This is a genomic window from Methylorubrum sp. GM97, assembly GCF_024347855.1.
Classification (GTDB): Bacteria; Pseudomonadota; Alphaproteobacteria; order Rhizobiales; family Beijerinckiaceae; genus Methylobacterium; species Methylobacterium extorquens.
The window spans coordinates 3,389,900-3,404,597 of the sequence record NZ_AP025942.1 but is presented as its reverse complement, the minus strand read 5'-3'; the positions used below and the strand labels follow the sequence as shown (position 1 = coordinate 3,404,597).

General features: G+C 68.7%; 14 protein-coding genes. 9 read left to right on the top strand and 5 right to left on the bottom strand.

The annotated features are described in order from the left end of the window. Nucleotides 1-36: 36 nt before the first annotated feature. From pdeM to MSPGM_RS15775, 3 genes are read right to left on the bottom strand one after another with little or no spacing between them, the layout of a single operon-like run. Entirely contained in the window at nt 37-750 is a 714-nt protein-coding gene (pdeM, locus tag MSPGM_RS15785) for a ligase-associated DNA damage response endonuclease PdeM (protein ID WP_012753254.1), read from the bottom strand. A 41-nt stretch (nt 751-791) separates the two neighbouring features. After that, nucleotides 792-3,302: a ligase-associated DNA damage response DEXH box helicase gene (locus MSPGM_RS15780; protein ID WP_003597915.1), complete on the bottom strand. Its 2,511-nt coding sequence runs from the start codon at nt 3,300-3,302 to the stop codon at nt 792-794. A gap of 39 nt (nt 3,303-3,341) precedes the next feature. Continuing rightward, the gene (locus MSPGM_RS15775) at nt 3,342-4,292 is read right to left on the bottom strand and encodes an alpha/beta hydrolase (RefSeq protein WP_003597918.1); all 951 of its coding nucleotides are present in this window, start codon (nt 4,290-4,292) and stop codon (nt 3,342-3,344) included. A gap of 207 nt (nt 4,293-4,499) precedes the next feature. Between MSPGM_RS15775 and MSPGM_RS15770 the strand changes: the two genes are divergently transcribed. The 8 genes from MSPGM_RS15770 to MSPGM_RS15735 all read left to right on the top strand — a co-directional run bounded on the left by MSPGM_RS15770 (nt 4,500) and on the right by MSPGM_RS15735 (nt 12,626). Next, on the top strand, nt 4,500-4,868 hold the full coding sequence (locus MSPGM_RS15770; protein ID WP_003597921.1) for a DUF6460 domain-containing protein: 369 nt from the start codon (nt 4,500-4,502) through the stop codon (nt 4,866-4,868). Nucleotides 4,869-5,023: 155 nt separating this feature from the next. Further along, nucleotides 5,024-6,421, top strand: a complete 1,398-nt coding sequence (locus MSPGM_RS15765; RefSeq protein WP_003597923.1) for a heterodisulfide reductase-related iron-sulfur binding cluster — start codon at nt 5,024-5,026, stop codon at nt 6,419-6,421. 113 nt (nt 6,422-6,534) lie between these two features. Continuing rightward, the gene (locus MSPGM_RS15760) at nt 6,535-6,921 is read left to right on the top strand and encodes a response regulator (RefSeq protein ID WP_003597925.1); all 387 of its coding nucleotides are present in this window, start codon (nt 6,535-6,537) and stop codon (nt 6,919-6,921) included. A 143-nt stretch (nt 6,922-7,064) separates the two neighbouring features. Beyond that, nucleotides 7,065-8,372 (top strand): O-acetylhomoserine aminocarboxypropyltransferase/cysteine synthase family protein, encoded by a 1,308-nt coding sequence (locus tag MSPGM_RS15755; RefSeq protein ID WP_003597927.1) that lies wholly within the window; start codon nt 7,065-7,067, stop codon nt 8,370-8,372. A 7-nt stretch (nt 8,373-8,379) separates the two neighbouring features. Beyond that, the gene (locus MSPGM_RS15750; RefSeq protein ID WP_003597928.1) at nt 8,380-8,928 is read left to right on the top strand and encodes a murein L,D-transpeptidase family protein; all 549 of its coding nucleotides are present in this window, start codon (nt 8,380-8,382) and stop codon (nt 8,926-8,928) included. A gap of 496 nt (nt 8,929-9,424) precedes the next feature. Next, complete coding sequence (locus tag MSPGM_RS15745; protein WP_012753253.1) at nt 9,425-11,110, top strand: methyl-accepting chemotaxis protein; 1,686 nt, start codon at nt 9,425-9,427, stop codon at nt 11,108-11,110. 132 nt (nt 11,111-11,242) lie between these two features. Next, nucleotides 11,243-12,256 (top strand): zinc-dependent alcohol dehydrogenase family protein, encoded by a 1,014-nt coding sequence (locus tag MSPGM_RS15740; RefSeq protein ID WP_003597932.1) that lies wholly within the window; start codon nt 11,243-11,245, stop codon nt 12,254-12,256. Nucleotides 12,257-12,302: 46 nt separating this feature from the next. After that, the gene (locus tag MSPGM_RS15735; protein WP_261925703.1) at nt 12,303-12,626 is read left to right on the top strand and encodes a hypothetical protein; all 324 of its coding nucleotides are present in this window, start codon (nt 12,303-12,305) and stop codon (nt 12,624-12,626) included. 3 nt (nt 12,627-12,629) lie between these two features. On the opposite strand, the gene MSPGM_RS15730 is transcribed toward MSPGM_RS15735, so the two are convergent. Continuing rightward, a complete protein-coding gene (locus MSPGM_RS15730) occupies nt 12,630-13,367 on the bottom strand; it encodes an RNA methyltransferase (RefSeq protein WP_003597936.1) in 738 nt (245 codons plus the stop codon). Nucleotides 13,368-13,435: 68 nt separating this feature from the next. After that, nucleotides 13,436-13,984, bottom strand: coding sequence for a formaldehyde-activating enzyme (locus tag MSPGM_RS15725; RefSeq protein WP_003597938.1), 549 nt, complete (start codon nt 13,982-13,984; stop codon nt 13,436-13,438). Between the two features lie 187 nt (nt 13,985-14,171). Here MSPGM_RS15725 and MSPGM_RS15720 point away from each other — a divergent pair, with 187 nt between their 5' ends. Then, nucleotides 14,172-14,684 (top strand): hypothetical protein, encoded by a 513-nt coding sequence (locus tag MSPGM_RS15720; protein WP_003597940.1) that lies wholly within the window; start codon nt 14,172-14,174, stop codon nt 14,682-14,684. Nucleotides 14,685-14,698: the final 14 nt, after the last annotated feature.

Below are 14,698 nucleotides of genomic sequence, written 5' to 3'. Positions count from 1 at the left end.
GATACGATCTCCGCTTCGATCGAAGCAAAGATCGTATCAATCCCGCCCGAGCATGGTCCGGCCGATCGCGAACACGCGTCCGTCGCCGAGCAGGTAGGCCGTGAACCCCTTGGGGAAGAGCGGCTCGAAGGCGGCGTCGCGCACGTTGAGGCCGCCCGTATAGGCCCCGAAGGCCGGCATGACGAGGCGGTGGCCGTCGCTCACGAAGCAGCGGCGGCGCACGGAGCGGCCGCGCATGCTGACCTTGCCGCAGGGGTGGAGATGGCCGGCGATCTCGCCCGCCTCGGCCCCTGCCAGCGGCTCGTGGCGCAGCGTCAGGCCGCCGACGGAAACCGTCTCGCAGTAGCGTCCGCCGACGCCCTCGCTCACCGCCGCATCGTGGTTGCCGGCGATCCAGACCCAATCGCGGCCTTCTTGAAGCGCGGCGATCATCGCCCGGTCACCGGGCTCCATCCGCTCGGGGCCGCGGGCATCGTGGAAGGAATCGCCGAGCGCGACCACGCAGGCCGGATCGAGCCGCTGAACCACCTCGTGCAGGCAGGCCAGGGTCTCGCGGGTGTCGTAGGGCGGCAGGAATTGGCCGGAGCGGGCGGCGAACGACGAGCCCTTCTCCAGATGGAGGTCCGACACCACCAGGGTGCGGTGTTCGGGCAGCCACAGGGCGCCGGTGCGGTCGAGGCTCAAGGCCTCGCCGGCGAGCGCAAGGTCGGTGCCCTTCACGGTCTTCTCGAGTCTCTGGCCGAGTGCCAACGTCTTTGTCCCAAGCTTCGCGGAGGAGGCGGCACGCCGCGTCAGCCGAGCGCCTCTTGGAGAAGCTCGGCTTCGGCCTCGGCCAGGATCTCGTCGGCCCCCTCCCCGTAGACCCGCTCACGCCCGATTTCGAGCATGACGGAGACGGAGAGCGGCGAGACCCGGTCGAGCGCCCTGTGGGTGATTCGCCCCCGGATACGCCTCAGCATCATGCCGAGGCGGGTCACGTCGAGGAGTCCGGTTGCCGCATCCTGCCGCGCGGCGCGCAGGAGCAGGTGGTCGGGCTGGTGGCGGCGCAGCACGTCGTAGATCAGATCGGTCGAGATCGTGACCTGTCGGCCGGTCTTTTTCTGGCCGGGAAAGCGCCGCTCGATCAGCCCGGCGATGACCGCGCATTGGCGGAAGGTGCGCTTCATCATCGCCGACTCGTCGAGCCAGGCCTCCAGATCGTCGCCGAGCATGTCCTCGTCGAACAGGGCCTCCATGAAGCCGGGCGAGAGCGCGGCGCGCTCGCTCAGATCCTTCGTGCACCAGATGGCGATGCCGTAATCGTTGGCGGCAAATCCGAGCGGGCGTAGCCGGGCACGCTCCAGGCGGCGGGTCAGCAGCATGCCGAGCGTCTGGTGGGCGAGCCGCCCCTCGAACGGGAAGGCGGTGAGATAGTGGCGCCCGGCCCGCGCAAACGTCTCGACCAAGAGGTCGCGTTCGCCCGGCAGCACGGAGTGGCGGCGCTGCTGCGCGAGGTAGTCCGCGAGCTGGCGCGGCAGGCGGTCCCACTCGAACGGGTCGGCGATGATCGCCCGTACCCGTGCGGCGAGGAAGGTCGAGAGCGGGAATTTCGAGCCGGCATAGGAGGGGATCGCCGGATCGGTGCCGGGCCCGGCCCGCGTGACGAGGCATTCATCCTCGGCCAGCCCCTCGAAGCGCAGCACCTCGCCCGCGAACAGGAAGGTGTCGCCGACGGTCAGCGTCTCGGCGAAATCCTCCTCGATTTCACCGAGCGTCCGTCCGCCCTTCGGCAGCACGGTGCCGGGCTTGGAGCGCAGGCTGCGGGCCATCCGCACCTTGATGTGCGTCGACTCGACGATGGTGCCGATGTTCATGCGGTATTGCTGTGCCACCCGCGCGTCGCGCACCCGCCACTTGCCGTCGGGCCCGCGCAGGATTTTGGCGAAGCGCTCGTAGGCGCGCAGGGCGTAACCGCCGGTGGCGACGTAATCGACCACCGCCTCGAAATCCTCCCACGACAGGGTCGCGTAGGGCGCCGCCGAGATGACCTCGTCGTAGAGTTCGAGCGGATCGAATGCGTCGGCGCAGGCCATGCCGAGCACGTGCTGGGCGAGCACGTCGGGGGCGCCGAGGCGGGCGTCGGGCGTGTCCTGGGCCGCCTCCTCCACCGCGTCGAGGGCGGCGCGGCATTCCAGCATCTCGAAGCGGTTGCCGGGGACGAGATAGGCCTTCGATGGCTCGTCCATCCGGTGGTTGGCCCGTCCGATCCGCTGCATGATCCGGCTCGCGCCCTTCGGCGCGCCGAGATTGACGACGAGATCGACGTCGCCCCAGTCGATGCCGAGATCGAGCGTCGCGGTGCAGACGATGGCGCGCAGCTGCCCCGCCGCCATTGCCGCCTCGACCCGGCGGCGCTGCGTGGCGTCGAGCGAGCCGTGATGCAGGGCGATCGGCAGCGTGTCGTCGTTGAGCCGCCACAGCTCCTGGAAGGTGTACTCGGCCTGGAGGCGGGTGTTGACGAAGACGAGCACCATGCGGTGCGCCCGGATCAGGTCGTAGATCGCCGGCATCGAGTGCCACGCGGTGTGGCCGGCGAGCGGGAGCGTCCGGTTCACTTCGAGCATGTGCAGGTCGGGCTTGGCGCCGCCCTTGACCACGACGAGGTCGGCCCGGCGGTCCTCGCCCGGCACTTGGCCGACGAGGTACTTTTGGAGTTCCTCCGGTTCGCGCACGGTGGCCGAGAGGCCGATGGCGCGGGCCTCCGGCGCCAGCCGGCGCACCCGGGCGAGCGCGAGGGAGAGGAGATCGCCGCGCTTCGAGGTGACGAGGGCGTGCAACTCGTCGAGCACGATCGTCTTCAGCCCGGCGAAGAAGGCCTCCGCCTCCCGGTGGGCGAGCAGCAGCGAGAGCTGTTCGGGCGTGGTGAGCAGGATGTCGGGCGGGCGCTGGATCTGACGCGCGCGCTTGTGCGCCGGCGTGTCGCCGGTGCGGGTCTCGACCGTGACCGGCAGATCCATGCCTTCGATCGGCGCGTCGAGGTTGCGGGCGATGTCGACCGCCAGCGCCTTGAGCGGCGAGACGTAGAGGGTGTGCAGTCCCTTCGCCTTGCCGCCCTTGCTCGCGCTTCCTTGCCGCTCGCTCAGCTCGACCAGGCTCGGCAGGAAGCCGGCCAGCGTCTTGCCCGCTCCCGTCGGGGCGACGAGCAGCGCCGAGCGTCCGCCCCGGACGATCGCGAGCAGTTCGAGCTGATGCGGGCGGGGTGACCAGCCGCGGGAGGCGAACCACGCGGAGAAGCGCGGCGGGAGGTCGGGGGGCGGTGGCACCCGGCTCAGGTACGACGTGCGCGGCGCGGCGTCACCGCGTCACGCCAGCGCCATCAGGAAGCGGTCGATCAGCTCCAAGGCGCGCTCGGTCAACGCGCCGGGATAGCGCACGAAGATGTGGCAGCCGCCGGCATAGACCGCGGTGTGGCCGCCGTTGTTGGCCGCAGCCCAGCGGGCCGACATGTAGAGCGTGTCGTCGAGCAGCGGATCGGCGGTGCCAACCGTGAACAGGGCCGGCGGCAGGCCCTTCAGGTCGGCGTAGAGCGGCGAGACGTCGGGCCGGCGCCGGTCGATGCCCTCGCGCACGTAACCGTCGGCGAAGCGCTTGAGGTCGGTGGTGTTGATGACGAGGCGTTCCTCGCCCCAAAGCCGCACGCTCGGGGTCAGGCCGAGATCGTAAAAGCCGGCATTGAGGTTGGCGCCGCGGAAGGCGCGGGGCAGGTTGTGTCGGTCGCGCAGGCGCAGCAGCGTCATCACCGCCAGATGCGCGCCGACGGATTCGCCGCCGATGGTCAGCGCGTGAATGCCGAGTTCCGCCTTGCCGGGGCCGGCGAGCCACAGGGCGGCCGCCTCGCAATCCTCGAGCGCGGCGGGATAGGGATGCTCCGGCGCCAGCCGGTACTCGACCGAGAGGCAGACGAAGCCGCAGGTGTCGGCGATGCGCTCGAGCCAGGGGTCCTGCTCGTCGGCCGCGCCCCAGACCCAGCCGCCGCGGTGGATGTGCAGGTAGGCGCCCCGCGCCTTGCCCTGCGGGCGGATCACCCGCAGCGCCAGCGGTCCGGCGGGTCCCTCGATGGTCACGGTCTCGGCGCGCGGGCTGCGCGGCATGGCGGGCGATGCCTGCGTGCCCGCCCGGCGGCGCGCGCGCACCTCTTCGATCGGCAGCGACCATGGGTCGGCCTGCGCGGCGTGGGCTGCCACGATCTCGGCATTGAGCGCCTTCGTCTCGGCATCAATGGTCGCCGGGTCGAACAGAGCGTGGTCGATCATGGCCTGAATCAGGTCGCGCTTTATGGGGTCAACGGGAGCCGGCAGGGCCGGATGCAGCCTGCCATCTTGAGCGGAACGTTCGAGGATGCCATCTGGCTGCTACCCCGAATGCGTCGAATGATGCTGCGGCGTCCCGGTTTCGCAGGAGTGTGGCGAGGCTGCAACGCCGTTGCGAGGGTGCCACGGAACACCAAGGATACCGGCAGAATGATCGGCGATCACGACTCGCGGCGCCGCGCCCCGCTCGACTCCGGTGCTTATCCGGCCGATCCGCGCACCGATCCGCGCTATGGTGCGCCCCGCCGCCGCTCCGGCCTCAACCGCTTCCTCGGCGGCTCGCCCGCGGCGGTGTTCGTGAAGCTGCTGTTCCTGTCCGTGCTCGTCGGCGCGGTGATGGCGATGTTCGGCCTGACGCCGGGCCTGCTGTTCTGGCAGCTCTACGATTTCACCCGTTCGCTGATCGATCTCGGCCTCGACACCTTCCACGATTTCGGCCGCTGGATCCTCGCGGGCGCGGTGGTGGTTGTGCCGATCTGGCTGATCGCCCGCCTGCTCACCGTTTCGCGGGAGCGGTGACGCCGGACCGCTGCGTCGATCCCTCCGGACCGACGCGTCGGCCGTCATCGTGAGGGCGTGCGACACAGCAACAGCTTAGAACCGTTCCGATTGTTCGCCCGCGCGAACGGTTCTAAGACTCGCACGAGAAGTAAGAAACCGCATCGAGGCGTGTCGTGCAGACCAATTTCGCCCCCGAGCAGCTCGCCGACCCCGCCATGGCGGCCTCGGAGAAGATCCTGCGCACCTGCGTGCATTGCGGATTCTGTACCGCGACCTGCCCGACCTACCTCCTGCTCGGTGACGAACTCGATTCACCGCGCGGACGCATCTACCTCATCAAGGACATGCTGGAGGGCGGCAAGCCGGCGAGCCGCGAAGTCGTCAAGCACATCGACCGCTGCCTCTCCTGCCTGTCCTGCATGACGACCTGTCCGTCGGGCGTGCACTACATGCACCTCGTCGATCACGCCCGCACCCATATCGAGAAGACCTACGCGCGCCCGCTCTCCGACCGGCTCCTGCGCGCGGTGCTGGCCCTGGTGCTGCCCTATCCGAACCGGTTCCGGGTGGCGCTGTTGGCGGCCAAGATCGGGGCGCCGTTCCGGCCGCTGGTCGCCCGGCTGCCGCGGGTCGGCAACCGGCTGGCGGCGATGCTCGACCTCGCCCCGGCGCAACTGCCGAACCGCAACCGCACCGACCGGCCCGGCACCTTCCCCGCCGATCCCTCGGCGCAGGAGATCAGCGACCTCTTCCAGACCGGTGAGGACAAGGCGCCGGCCAAGCGCCGCGGCCGGGTCGCGCTGCTGCGCGGCTGCGCCCAGAGCGTCCTGCGGCCGGACTTCAACGAGGCGGCGATCCGCCTGCTCAACCGCCACGGCGTCGAGGTGGTCCTGCCCAAGGGCGAGGGCTGCTGCGGCGCACTGACCCATCACATGGGCAAGGAGGCGAACGCCCACGGTCACGCCAAGCGCACCATCGACGCCTGGATCGCCGAGATGGACGGGCCCGGCCTCGATGCCATCGTCGTCACCGCCTCGGGCTGCGGCACGACGATCAAGGATTACGGCTTCATGTTCCGCGACGACCCGGCCTATGCCGAGAAGGCGGCGCGGGTCTCAGGCATCGCCAAGGACGTGACCGAGTACATGGCCGAGATCGGCCTGCTGCCCCCGGTCGAGGATACCGACCTCGTGGTCGCCTACCATTCCGCCTGCTCGATGCAGCACGGGCAGGCCATCCGCACCGAGCCCAAAACCCTGCTCAAGAAGGCCGGCTTCACGGTCAAGGACGTGCCGGAGGGCCATATCTGCTGCGGATCGGCCGGAACCTACAACATCCTCCAGCCGGAGATCGCCGCCCGTCTGCGGGATCGCAAGGTCGCCAATATCGAGCGCGTCCGGCCCGACATCATCGCCACCGGCAATATCGGCTGCGCCACCCAGATCGGGAAGGGCACCGAGATCCCGATCCTGCACACGGTCGAGCTGCTCGATTGGGCGACAGGCGGGCCGCGGCCGGAAGCGTTGGCGCATTTGAAGGCGCGTCCGGCACCCGTCCCGGCGCACGTTTAAGGTCAAGATTGAATTTCCCGCTCTGCACAATTGCGGGTCGTCCCTTCCTTGACCTCGCTGCAGGTGCGAATTAGGCCCGCAACCAGTGTCGGCCCGAGATCGTTTGCAGGCTTATGACAGAGAACCCGACAGAGTCGCCCGTCGTCCTCCTCGTCGAAGATGACGGTCTGCTGCTGATGGAAGCGTCCGATACCCTGGCCGAGGCCGGGTTCAACGTCCTCGAAGCGCACCATGCCGACAAGGCGCTCGACGTGCTGGAAGGCCGGCCCGATGTCGGGATCGTGATGACGGATGTCGACATGCCAATGGGCTCGATGGACGGCTTCGCCCTGGCCCGCCTCGTCGCCCATCGCTGGCCGGAAATCCCGGTGCTGATCGTCTCCGGCATGGGCACGCCCGGCCCCGGCGACATGCCGGACGGTGCCCGCTTCATCCCGAAGCCCTACGCGCCGACCATGCTGGTGCGCACCCTCAAGGCCTGCCTCAAGCGCGCCGCCTGACGGCCGCCCGCAGACGTTGCGCGCATGGCCGATGCGCGCGGGGACCAATCGCGGGTTTCGCTGCAGTCCGTTTCGCGGCAGAAGGCGGGTGAGAGTGGCGCGCTGCCCCGCGCGCCGACAGACCGATCAGTTCAGGTCCCGCCATGACCGCCGAGCCAAAAACCCTCCGCTTCGCCACGCAGGCGGTCCATGCGGGCGCTGCCCCTGATCCCGCCACCGGTGCGCGGGTGCAGCCGATCTACTTCACCAACGGCTTCGTCTTCGACTCGACGGAGCAGGCCGCCGACATCTTCGCCATGCGCAAGACCGGCTTCTCCTACTCGCGCGGCTCGAACCCCACGGTCGCCGCGCTGGAGCGCCGGGTTGCCGCATTGGAGGGCGCCAAGGCGGCGGTCGCCGTCTCGTCCGGGCAGTCGGCGGTTCTGCTGGTGATGATGACGCTGATGCAGACCGGCGACGCCTATGTCGCCTCGCCGCGCCTGTTCGGCGGCTCCCTCGGCCTGATGCGCCGCCTCGAAGGGCGCTACGACCTGACGCCGCAATTCGCCGCGGACCTGACGCCGGAGGCCTTCGAAGCCGCGATCACGCCGCAGACCAAGGCGATCATCTGTGAGTCGATCGTCAATCCCTGCGCCACGGTGATGGATATCGAGGGCATCGCCGCGGTTGCCAAGCGCCACGGCCTGCCGCTCGTCATCGACAACACCCTGGCCTCGCCCGCGCTGATCCGCCCGATCGAGTACGGCGCCGACATCATCGTCCACTCGACGTCGAAGTTCCTCGGCGGCTCGGGCCAGGTGATCGGCGGCATGATCTGCGATGCCGGCACCTTCGATTGGAAGGCGCAGGGCTCGCGTTACAACCTCATCAACGATCCCTGGCCGGACTATGACGGCCTGATCGTCAGCGATCGCTTCCCCGAGATCAGCTTCGCCGTGGCCTGTCGCCTGTTCGGCCTGCGCGACCTCGGCCCCGGCCTCTCGCCGATGAACGCCTTCCTGACACTCACCGGCATCGAGACGCTGCCGCTGCGGATGGAGCGCCACTGCGCCAACGCCAAGGCGGTCGCGGCCTACCTCAAGGACCATCCGGCGGTGGATTGGGTGAGCTACCCGGCGCTTCCCGGCCAGAAGGGTGAGGCGTTGGCCAACCGCTACGTGCCGCAGGGTCCGGGCTCGATCTTCACCTTCGCCCTGAAGGGCGGCGAGCCGGCGGCCCTGGCATTCATCGCCAACCTCGAACTGGTCTCGCACCTCGTGAACATCGGCGAGATCAAGTCGCTGGTGATCCACCCGGCCACCACGACCCATCGACAGCTCCGCCCCGAGGAGCGCGCGGCGGCCTGCGTTGGCCCCGAGACCGTGCGTCTCTCGATCGGCCTGGAGGATCCCGAGGATCTCATCGCCGATATCGAGCAGGCCCTGGCCAAGGTCGGCGCACAGATCGGCTGAGGCCGCGATGGGACGGCGCGGGCGCATCGCTGCGGTGATCGGCGGCCTCGCCGTCCTCGGCGCCGGTGCCGTCGTCCTCGCCGACTTCTCGCAAGTCGGCCGCACCGAGCCCCCGCTGGTGGCCGAGGCCGAGCGCGCCGACCGCGTCCTCGTGGAGAAGGCGGCGCGCCGCCTGACCCTGCTGCGCGAGGGCCGTGTGCTCGCGACCTACCCCATCTCCCTCGGCTTCGTGCCGGAGGGGCATAAGGCGCGCGAAGGCGACGGGCGCACGCCCGAGGGCGTCTATGCAATCGCGTTCCGCAATCCGCGCAGCGTCGCCCATCTCTCGCTCAAGGTGTCCTACCCCTCCCCGGCCGACGCGGCGGCGGCGCAGGCCGGTGGCTATTCGCCCGGTGGCGACATCATGATCCACGGACTGATGAACGGCTTCTCCTGGCTCGGCCGCCTGCACCGGCTGAAGGATTGGACCCAGGGCTGCGTCGGCGTCACCAACGCCGAGATGCGCGCGATCTACGCCCGCGTCGATCTGGGCACGCCCATCGAGTTCAAGCCCTGAACGTCGTCGCTTACGCGGCCGGCATGAAGGATAGACGCTCGGCGCAGGGGATCGTCTGTCGAGCGAGCCCATTCGAACTGGTTTCGGCGCTCGAAAATTTTTGGCTTGACACTAATCGGCGCGCATACGCCGTCTCGACAAGCATCGTAAGGTCATTTGAATTCGAAACAACCGCCATATCCTTCGTTTTCAAGTCAGACGAACAGCGAGAGTGCATAGGCTGGTCCGACGCGACGAGAAAACCAATACATCAATCATGTAAATCCGAAGATCACTAGAGGTCGATTTCAGAGCTGGATGATGCCAATCGCAACCTCCGGGTGAAGAAGTTTTGGCGAGTGGCCGTTCCGATCGGCTGAAAGCAGCTTACGCCGAATCATGGGGCGGATCTCTTAATCCTCTCGTTAAGACATTTCATTTATCAATTTTTTGTCAGCAGACCTGAGTGATCCGTGCGCGGCGGACACTTCAGCATTTTACGCGCCCTACCCGTCCGATGCGCTTCTCTCTCAAAGCTGCTCTCATCGCCCTGTTCGGTGGGCTCACGCTCATTACGATCGGCCAGGGGGTGGTCTCCCTGATGGAGCTGTCGTCGATCCGCCGAGGTGTCGATGCGGTAGCCACCAACTGGCTTCCCTCCGTCCTCGCCGTCAACGAGATGGGGACGGCTGCAAGCCAGATGCGCCTGCGGCAGTATCGGACCGTCACGACCTCCACCGATCCCGAGACGTTGGCGGCGAACCGGAGCAACTACGAACGGGCGGTGGCCGACATGGCGTCGGCGCGCAAGCGCTACGAGCCCCTGATCTCGTCCCCGGAGGAACGTGCGCTCTACACGCAGTTTTCGGAGCTGTGGTCCCGCTACGATGAGGCGAGCCGCCGTATCATCGCGATGATGGAGCGGGGCGAGCAGCGGGAAGCCATGGCGGCTCTGGTCGGGCCCGGCCTGCTCTCCTTGTACAGCCAATCGAGCGACCTGATCGCCCGCGCGATCACCCTCAATCGCGACGGCTCCACGCGCGACGCGTCGACCGCGGTCGGCAATGTCGAGACCGCTTCGATCGTTGCGAGTGTCACGATGGCGGTCGCCGTGCTCTTCGCCCTGTTTGCGATGGCGTTCGGCTTCCTGCGGATCTCGCGGCCGATCACCGGCATCACCGGCATGATGGGCGCGCTCGCCGCCGGCGACGTCGAGACGCCGGTGCCCTACCGTCAGCGTCGGGACGAAGTCGGCGCGATGGCGGCTGCCGTCCAAGTGTTCAAGGACAACCTGATCCGCACCCGCGCCCTGGAAGCCGAGACGGCGCTCGCCCGCGCTTCGGCCGAGGAGCAGCGGAAGGCGGCGATGTGGTCGATGGCCGACAGTTTCGAGGCCGCCATCGGCGGGATCATCGGCACCGTGACGTCGGCGGCGACCGAGTTGCAGGCCACGGCCCAGAGCATGTCGGGGACCGCGACCGAAACGGCCTCCCAATCGATCACCGTGGCGTCCGCCGCCGAGGAGGCAGCGACCAATGTCGGGACCGTCGCGGCCGCGGCGGAAGAGCTCGGCACCTCCGTGCACGAGATCGGCCGGCAGGTGGCCACTTCGTCCGAACTCGCCCAAGCCGCGGTCGGCGAAGCTGACCAGACCGCCGGTTTGGTCCAGAACCTGTCGAGCGCGGCCGCCAAGATCGGCGATGTGGTGTCGATGATCTCGACGATCGCCGGACAGACCAACCTGCTCGCGCTGAACGCCACCATCGAGGCGGCGCGGGCCGGCGAAGCCGGGCGCGGCTTTGCGGTGGTCGCAGCGGAGGTGAAGGAACTCGCCAACCAGACCGCCCGGGCGACCAGCGAGATCGCGCAGCAGATCGGCACGATCCAGAGCGCGACCGATCAGGCGGTCTCGGCCATCGGCGGCATTTCCGGCCGCATCCGCGAGATCAACGGCGTCGCCGCCGGTATCGCGGCGGCGGTCGAGCAGCAGGGCGCGGCGACGCAGGAGATCGTGCGCAACGTCGCCCAGGCCTCGACCGGAACGGCCGAGGTGACGAGCAACATCGCCGGCGTCGCCCGCGCCTCCGAAGAGACCGGCGCGGCGGCGAGCCAGGTGCTCGGCGCGGCGTCCGAATTGTCGCGCCAGTCCGAGCAGCTCTCGGCGGAGGTGAGCCGCTTCCTCGCGACCGTGCGGGCGGCATAGCGAGGCTCGAGCCAGCACACCGATTGGGGAATCGTGAGGAAGAGGTCGCCTTCGGGCGGCCTCTTCCCATATGCGCCTGCCATGAGTGCCCGCGTCGAACCCAAGACGCGAGAAACCCCACGGGAGACCGCCATGCGCGCCTACGAGATGTCCGCTGCCGCCGGCCTCGACAGTTGGAAGAGTGCCGAGCGCCCGACGCCCGAACCAGGCCGCGGGCAGGTTCTGGTGCGGATGCGCGCCGCCTCCCTCAACTACCGCGATCTGCTGATCTGCCAGGGCCGCTACCCGTTCGCGGTCAATCTCGACCGGTTGATCCCACTCTCGGACGGGGCGGGTGAGATCGTGGCGATCGGCGCCGGCGTGCGCCGCTTCACCGGCGGCGAGCGGGTCGCCGGGATCTTCTCGCAGAGCTGGCTCGGCGGCGCGCAGGTGTCCGACACGTGGCAGACCGCGCTCGGCGGCGCCATCGACGGGGTGCTGACCGAGTATCAGGTGTTCGACGAGGACGGGCTCGTCACGCTGCCCGATCATCTCAGCTTCGAGGAAGGGGCGACGCTGCCCTGCGCAGCGGTGACGGCCTGGAACGCGCTCTACGGGCTCAAGCCCCTGCGGGCCGGCGAGACGGTGCTGACGCTCGGCACCGGCGGCGTCTCGATCTTCGCGATCCAGCTCGCCCACGCGGCCGGGGCGCGGGTCATCGCCACCTCATCGAGCGATGCCAAGCTGGAGAAGGCCCGCGCGCTCGGCGCGCACGACACGATCAACTACCGCACCCATCCCGATTGGGAGAGCGAGGTGCGCCGGCTGACCGGCGGAACCGGCGTCGATCACGTGGTCGAGGTCGGCGGCACCGGGACGCTCCCGCGCTCCATCGCCTCGACCCGGCCCGGTGGGCATATCGGCTTGATCGGCCTGCTGGCTCAGGGCGAGGCGTTCGACCCGCTGGCGATCCTCGGCGCGAGCTGCATCGTGCGCGGCGTCGCCGTTGGCCCACGGGAGATGTTCGAGGACATGAACCGCTCGATCGCCCTGCACGGGATCAAGCCGGTGATCGACCGGGTCTATGGTTTCGACGAGGCGCCGGCGGCTCTCAAAGCCCTGGCCGAGGCCGGGCATGTCGGCAAGATCGTGATCCGGATCGATTGATGCTCAAGCGTCGGGGGAAGAGGCGGGTGATGCGCGCAGGGGTCGGATGGGGACTTCTCGCAGCGCTCGTGTCGCCGGTGGCGGCGAGCGCCGCGGACGTCACGACGGTGCGGACCGAGTCCTTCCCCGGCCGCCCTATTCCGGGGCGACCTACTACGTCTACGAGCGGGCGGGCCAGACGATCTGCACCAAGCTCGCCGTGTGCAACAAGTTCGACCAGTGCGAGACCAGCTACGTCCCCGGCGCCTTTCGCGCGCCCGAGGACACCGCCACCGGAGAGCCCTACGGGACAACGCCTGCGGTGCCGATCGCGCCGGCGTCGCTCGCCAAGCATGTCTGCCTGACGCGGTTCGGGTTGGTGCAGCGGTAGGCCCTACGCCTCGTCGGTCTTGCGAGCCTTCCGGTTCAACGCCCGCAGCGCTCCGCGGAAGGTGCGCACGTCCTGCTCGGTCATCGCCATGCGGTGGAGCATGTCGCGCATGTTGCGGGCGATGATCTCCTGCTTCTCCGGCGGGTAGAAGCCGGCCCCCGCCAACGTCTCCTCCAGACTCGCGAACAGCGAGAGCATCGCTTCGCGGGTGGCGGGTGGCGACAGCATCTCGCCGGAGAAGCGCAGGGTGGCGAGGCCGGCGGCGCGGCGCCACTCATAGCCCATCAGCAGCACGGCCTGGGCGAGGTTGAGCGAGGGGAACTCGTCCGTCACCGGGAAGGTGACGATGGCGTCGGCCAGCGACACCTCGTCGTTGCTCAAGCCCACCCGCTCGCGCCCGAACATCAGCCCGATCCGCTCGCCGCGACCGATCCGCTCGGCGGTGGCCGTCATGGCGTCTTCGGGCGCGAAGACCCGCTTCATCTGCCCGCGCTCGCGGGCGGTGGTGGCGAGGAGGAAATGCAGGTCGGCGATGGCCTCCGGCAGCGTGGCGTAGACCTTGGCCCCGTCGAGCACGTAAGTCGCGCCGGAGGCCGCCTCGCGCACGCCCTTCTTCGGCCAGCCGTTCTTGGGCGCCACCAGGCGCAACTCGGACAGACCGAAATTCGCCATGGCGCGGGCGGTCATGCCGATATTCTCGGCAAGTTGCGGCTCGACCAGGATGACGACGGGGGCGCTCATTCTTTTCGACACTCAAACGCATCGAAGCGCGCCGCCGGCAATGCCGACGACGCGATCCTCCAAAAAGATCAGATCTTACCGTCGAGACCCATCTGGTAGTATTTGTGGACGATCTTGTCCTGGTTCTCGAGGAGCCAGTCGATCGAGGGCTCGTTGGTCATGGCCTTGCGGATCGCCTCGGTCATGCCCTTGCGCTGGATCTCGAACAGCGCCTTGTGATCGACGCTCTCGGCCTGGATCACGCCGGGGCTGAGCCAGACCGAGCAGATGATGCCGAGGTCGTTGGCCTTCTCCTTGGGGATGTAGCCGGCCCGCACCGCGTCGAGCACGCCGTTGGCGATGGCGTACTGCACCGTTCCCATCAGGATCGAGGTGTACTTGTTCTCGGTCACGCTCACCTTGGAGACGCACAGCGTCACCGGGCGGACCATGATGTCGGTGTTCAGGAGCGCGAAGACGCGGCTGTGGCCGACGACTTGATCGCCGGTGAGGGTGGCGAGCGCGGTGCCGACCGGCCCGTCGAGCTCGCCGATGATGACCTCGGGCTCGGAGGCCGTGTTGGGCGGGCCGCCCGCAACGAGGGCCTCGCCGGCGCGCAGGATGATGCGGTCGCTCATGGTGTGTCCTTCCTCGTGATCGGCCGTTTTTCTTGACGCGCGGGTCGTCGCAGCGGCAGCCGGGTTTGTCCAGGCCACATAGCGCGGCCGTGGCGTGCGCTCTTGTGCGGGAGCGACACTCGCTTTGGCCGGTGACCGCGCCGCGCCGGGTGGCCGTGGCGTGCCGCCTCGTCTATGCCCGCCTCCCATGACGGAGACCGGAAACGACCGCGACGGCCTGCGCTACACCGTGGCACTGATCGAGATCCAGGGCGGGCTGGTGGGCCTGTGGGCCTTCCTGCACGACCTGATGCAGACTGGTGCCGCGGTGCCGCTCACCCTGCTGCCCGGCGTGCTGTTCATCGGGCTGGTGCTGGCGGCGAGCGTGGTCGCGGGTGTCGCGCTCTGGCAGGACCGGCGCCTGGGCTACACCCTCTCCGTGCCGGTGCAGCTCGCCCAGGTGATCTGGTTCGTCAGCGCGGGCCTCACCGTCCGCATCTCGGCGAGCGGCTGGCTGCTCGCCGACGTGTTTCTCCGTGCGCCGGCGGAGGGCGGGCTCGTGCTGGGCTGGCAGTTCGATGCGGCGCGCAAGGGCGGCTACGCCCTCTCGCTGGCTCCGCGGGAGGATTTTACCGTTGCGCTGAACCTGATCGCCCTCGCCATCCTGATCTGGCTCGGATTTCGCCTGCGCGGCCTGCTGCCGTTCCGCAGAGGCAGGTAACAGTTTCGCGCATC

Bases quoted from the DNA above. Each gene is read 5' to 3' on its own strand.
- MSPGM_RS15775 (WP_003597918.1), bottom strand. From the start codon at position 4,292: ATGATCGACCACGCTCTGTTCGACCCGGCGACCATTGATGCCGAGACG.
- MSPGM_RS15770 (WP_003597921.1), top strand. From the start codon at position 4,500: ATGATCGGCGATCACGACTCGCGGCGCCGCGCCCCGCTCGACTCCGGT.
- MSPGM_RS15760 (WP_003597925.1), top strand. From the start codon at position 6,535: ATGACAGAGAACCCGACAGAGTCGCCCGTCGTCCTCCTCGTCGAAGAT.
- MSPGM_RS15755 (WP_003597927.1), top strand. From the start codon at position 7,065: ATGACCGCCGAGCCAAAAACCCTCCGCTTCGCCACGCAGGCGGTCCAT.
- MSPGM_RS15750 (WP_003597928.1), top strand. From the start codon at position 8,380: ATGGGACGGCGCGGGCGCATCGCTGCGGTGATCGGCGGCCTCGCCGTC.
- MSPGM_RS15745 (WP_012753253.1), top strand. From the start codon at position 9,425: ATGCGCTTCTCTCTCAAAGCTGCTCTCATCGCCCTGTTCGGTGGGCTC.
- MSPGM_RS15740 (WP_003597932.1), top strand. From the start codon at position 11,243: ATGCGCGCCTACGAGATGTCCGCTGCCGCCGGCCTCGACAGTTGGAAG.
- MSPGM_RS15735 (WP_261925703.1), top strand. From the start codon at position 12,303: ATGGGGACTTCTCGCAGCGCTCGTGTCGCCGGTGGCGGCGAGCGCCGC.
- MSPGM_RS15730 (WP_003597936.1), bottom strand. From the start codon at position 13,367: ATGAGCGCCCCCGTCGTCATCCTGGTCGAGCCGCAACTTGCCGAGAAT.
- MSPGM_RS15725 (WP_003597938.1), bottom strand. From the start codon at position 13,984: ATGAGCGACCGCATCATCCTGCGCGCCGGCGAGGCCCTCGTTGCGGGC.
- MSPGM_RS15720 (WP_003597940.1), top strand. From the start codon at position 14,172: ATGACGGAGACCGGAAACGACCGCGACGGCCTGCGCTACACCGTGGCA.